This is a genomic window from Peribacillus acanthi (assembly GCF_003073175.1).
In the GTDB taxonomy this organism is placed as follows: domain Bacteria; phylum Bacillota; class Bacilli; order Bacillales; family DSM-1321; genus Bacillus_BN; species Bacillus_BN acanthi.
This window is the reverse complement of sequence record NZ_QBBX01000028.1, coordinates 1,788-5,733: the sequence shown is the minus strand read 5'-3', so window position 1 is coordinate 5,733 and position 3,946 is coordinate 1,788. Positions and strand designations below refer to the sequence as shown.

Here is a 3,946-nt window from a genome sequence, read left to right as displayed (position 1 = left end):
GCAAATTTATTATTACTGTGTGAATTTATGGCCGCTAAAACGCTAGCACTGCTTAACTGAGCCGTACTATTTATTCCAGCCTCGAGTACTAGCACAGAAGTATATGGGTCATCCGTTAATTTCTTTGCTACTACCCCACCTGCTGTTCCAGCACCAATGATAATATAATCAAAAACATTCTTTTTGTGGTCTTTCTTTTTATGTCCCATAAAATCTCTCTACCCACTTTCTTGTTAATATTGACAATCCTCGTATCATGATATGTAGACAGGCTCATTTTTGATAGTTTTAATACCTAAAGTAAACTATCTATTTTTTTTCTGTTTATATGTAATTTCAAATTGAATAAAATAAATTACCCAATCATACTATGTCTAGTAAGATTGGGTACTAATTTCTACTTTTGTACATGACACAGTTGACCGTAACGCTTATAGTAGATTCCAAATTAAATAGAGCCCTTAATTAAGGGGCCCTAGTTTTATTAGTAAGACCCAAACATTCCATTAATTACTTAGACTCAACCATAATTCCATAGTTAAATCTAACTCCTTACTCAATTCAAGCTTCCTGCCATACAGCTTATTAAGCTCCTCATAATCTAATTGGTCGGATGCCATGGAATTATCGATTTCTCTTATTTCATGTTCCAGACCTTCAATCTTGGATAGAGCTTTTGCCTTTGCTGTTTCTTTGTTTTTTCCTTCGGGATTAGTTCTTTGATTCTTACCTTTTTCAACTATTACAATAGGCTCTTTACTGTCCTGCAGTATGCTTAGCTTCTCTTTTTCACTTTTAAAATAATCGTAATTACCAAGATAGCTTTTCAGGGATTGGTCCTCTACAGCAATCACTCTCTCCCCCATTTTATTGATAAAATATCTGTCGTGAGAGATAAAGAATATCGTACCTGTAAATTCTTCCAGGGCTTCCTCAAGGGTTTCTATTGAATCAATATCAAGATGATTGGTAGGTTCATCTAAAATTAATAAATTGATATCTTGAAATAACAACATACCCAGCTTTAGCCTAATTCGCTCTCCACCTGACAAATGCTTTACTTTTTTGAAGACGCTGCTTTTATAAAACATGAATTTTGAGAGATATTCGCGTGCTTTTCCCTCCAGTATCGAAATATCTTCCCTAAAAGTTTCTAGTACCGTAAGTTCTTCATTTTTAAAAATAATTTTCTGTGGTAAATAGGCCGCCATCACATTAGAACCTAATTCCACCACTCCAGCATCCGGCTGCTCTTCCCCTAAAAGCATTTTTAAAAAAGTGGTTTTGCCGCTGCCATTAGGACCGACAAGCCCCACTCTTTCACCAAAATGAACCATTAAGTCAGTGTTTTTAAAAATAACTTTATCTTGATAGCTTTTAGAGAGCCCGATTGCCTTGATGGTTTCCTTTCCTGACCGCCCGGCTGCTTTGAAATCGAGTTTCATATTCCGTCTTTCAAAAACTGGTTTATCGATTCGATTCATTTTATCGAGCTTTTTTTGTATACTGGCAGCTCTTCTGAAGAACTTGTTATTATCAGCCCTCATGGCCCAGTCTCTAAGATCCGTCACCTTCTTTTCCATGCCATTGATCTTTTTTTGCTGCTCCCTAAAATGTTCATATTGAATCCTCATATTTTCTTCTTTTTGACTAACAAAGGATGTGTAGTTACCACTATAAGTTAACGATTCCATATCCTCTATTTCTACAATTTTCGTTACTACATTGTCTAGAAAATATCGGTCATGGGATACGATAATGACAATTCCGTTATAGCTCTTAAGATAGCCTTCGAGCCATTCAATTGAATCCATATCGAGATGATTGGTCGGCTCATCTAGCAGCAATATATCTGGATTATGAATCAAGAGCTTTCCAAGCACGACAGTCTTTTTTTCACCACCGCTTAATAAATCAAAATCCTTGCTTAAAAAGCGTTCGTCAAAATTCAGCCCTGTGCAAACCTTGCTTAGTTTTTCTTCTCGATTGTAACCGCCCTTAACTTCAAATAATTGAACCAAGTCACTGTATCGATTCAAGGCTTTTTCCAGAGCAGTATCATCCAGGGTCTTCATTTGCTCTTCTAATTCACGCATTTGATTCTCGATGCTGTCAAGCTCCTCAAACGCTAGGTTTAAAACATCGATCACTTTTAAGCCTTCTGGATACACAGGCGATTGTTCGAGGTAAGCCTTAGTGGCTGTTTTTGGCAAGTTAATTAAGCCTTCATCATAACCAGGGCTTGAGGTTTGCGGGTAACCTGGATAGTAATTCATCGGCTCTATTCCCGCAATTAATTTTAGAATCGTGCTCTTTCCACTACCGTTTGCACCTACGATTCCAATCTTCTCTCCTTCATATGCTTCAAAGGTAATATTCTTAACCACAAGTGTGGCTTCCATAAATTTTTTAACGCCAATTAACTTCATTTCTAACATAACAATTCCTTCTTTCATCCATAATCTAAGTTACGCACTTTATGGACAGGGTAAAGAAGACTTTCATTACTATTTATTTGGAAAATAAAAAAGACCATAAGAAGATGGTTTCTTCTTACAGTCTTAATAATCAGTGATAATAATTTATTAAAAGCATGGTGCATCAAAAATGCGTGCGTTAAAAAAGCACATTATGATGCCAATGCCTTGCAACCAGATGTAAAAAAAACTGGCGAAATATTTCAAAAGCGCATGAAATATCTTATAAATTATAATCTCGATTTCAGTAAAGTAAGTTACCTTCTAAATTGCCTTAATTCCATAAAGAGCATAACAAATAAACCTATGTTTTATAGGTATTTGACACTCCTTACAAAATCCATATTAATTTTAAAATAAATTAATATTAGCAATTAGTTGGTTCCATAAACTTACTTTCCCCCTTCGATATTTTCATTATTATCTCATTTTTTCATAATTTTGTAAATACATGATTACTTCAATTAAAATAAGGAAAATCTGCTACTACAGTAAGTCATAGTCCCATAATCTGGTCCAAAGTGTGCAGTGGCTAATGCAACGCCTAGCCCAGAGTTTTGCATTCCTACTTCTATGGAAATCGCTCTACGGTTATTTTCATCCAACTTTTGCCATCATCATTAATGTTACGGCAGTTGTAAGGTCATCTGTGCGTCCCAGCACCATTTTTAGTATTTAAATCGTACATCACGATTTTGTTAGGGGTCGTTATGTTCGGAATTGGACTGAGTTAAAAGCAGTCGATTATAAACTGGTTGTTACCGATCCTGTACCGGTCATAGATCGCGAAGTATCTTCCGACTAATAGCTTCCAGAAGTTTCATATGGTTCCCCCTCTTTTTTTGGTCTTAATTTTTTATTTGGGTTGAGGAGCATTTCAGGATCTAGAGCTTGTTTAATTTTTTCCATGACTAGAAGCGCATTGCCGTGCTCCTTCTCTTGATATTTCTGTTTACCGATGCCGACACCATGCTCTCCTGTACAAGTTCCTCCACGCTCGAGTGCATACATCACAATGAGTTCATTTAATTCCTCTGCCCTTTTCAATTCTTCAGGATCATTTAAATCAATCATTAAGAGGACGTGGAAATTTCCATCCCCAACATGGCCTACAATCCCGCCTGGAAGAGCTAGTGAATTCACAGCATTTCTCGCATGTTCAATGGCTCCTGCTAATTCGGAGATTGGTAGACAAACATCCGTTACCATCAGTTTTTTCCCAGGATACCCATGGACATAGGCATAGGCTAAGTTATGACGGGCTTCCCACAATTTATTGAGAGCTGCTTGATCGGACTCAAATTCAAGCCCATCACAATTGTGATCTGCCACAATTTGCTTCATAAATTCCACGTCCTGATTTAAACCCGCTTCGTTTCCATGGAATTCTAAAAATAAAGTAGGTTTTTCTTTATATGACGTTTCACTATGTAAGTTTGCTTGTTTCATAGATGGTTCATCGACAAGCT

At 36.6% G+C, this 3,946-nt stretch carries 2 protein-coding genes and 2 pseudogenes; 1 reads left to right on the top strand and 3 read right to left on the bottom strand.

What is annotated here, in order from left to right:
* Together DBX25_RS21540 and abc-f are read right to left on the bottom strand one after the other, a co-directional pair.
* Window positions 1–209: pseudogene (locus DBX25_RS21540) on the bottom strand (GMC family oxidoreductase N-terminal domain-containing protein); the annotation flags it as partial.
* A gap of 297 nt (window positions 210–506) precedes the next feature.
* A complete protein-coding gene (gene abc-f, locus DBX25_RS19165; protein WP_108672362.1) occupies window positions 507–2,438 on the bottom strand; it encodes a ribosomal protection-like ABC-F family protein in 1,932 nt (643 codons plus the stop codon).
* A gap of 692 nt (window positions 2,439–3,130) precedes the next feature.
* Here abc-f and DBX25_RS19160 point away from each other — a divergent pair.
* A pseudogene (locus DBX25_RS19160) lies at window positions 3,131–3,258 on the top strand (bile acid:sodium symporter family protein); the annotation flags it as partial.
* Between the two features lie 20 nt (window positions 3,259–3,278).
* Here the strand turns inward: DBX25_RS19160 and DBX25_RS21535 are convergent.
* Window positions 3,279–3,946: FAD-binding oxidoreductase (locus DBX25_RS21535; protein ID WP_276309645.1), on the bottom strand; the 668-nt coding region annotated here is incomplete at its 5' end.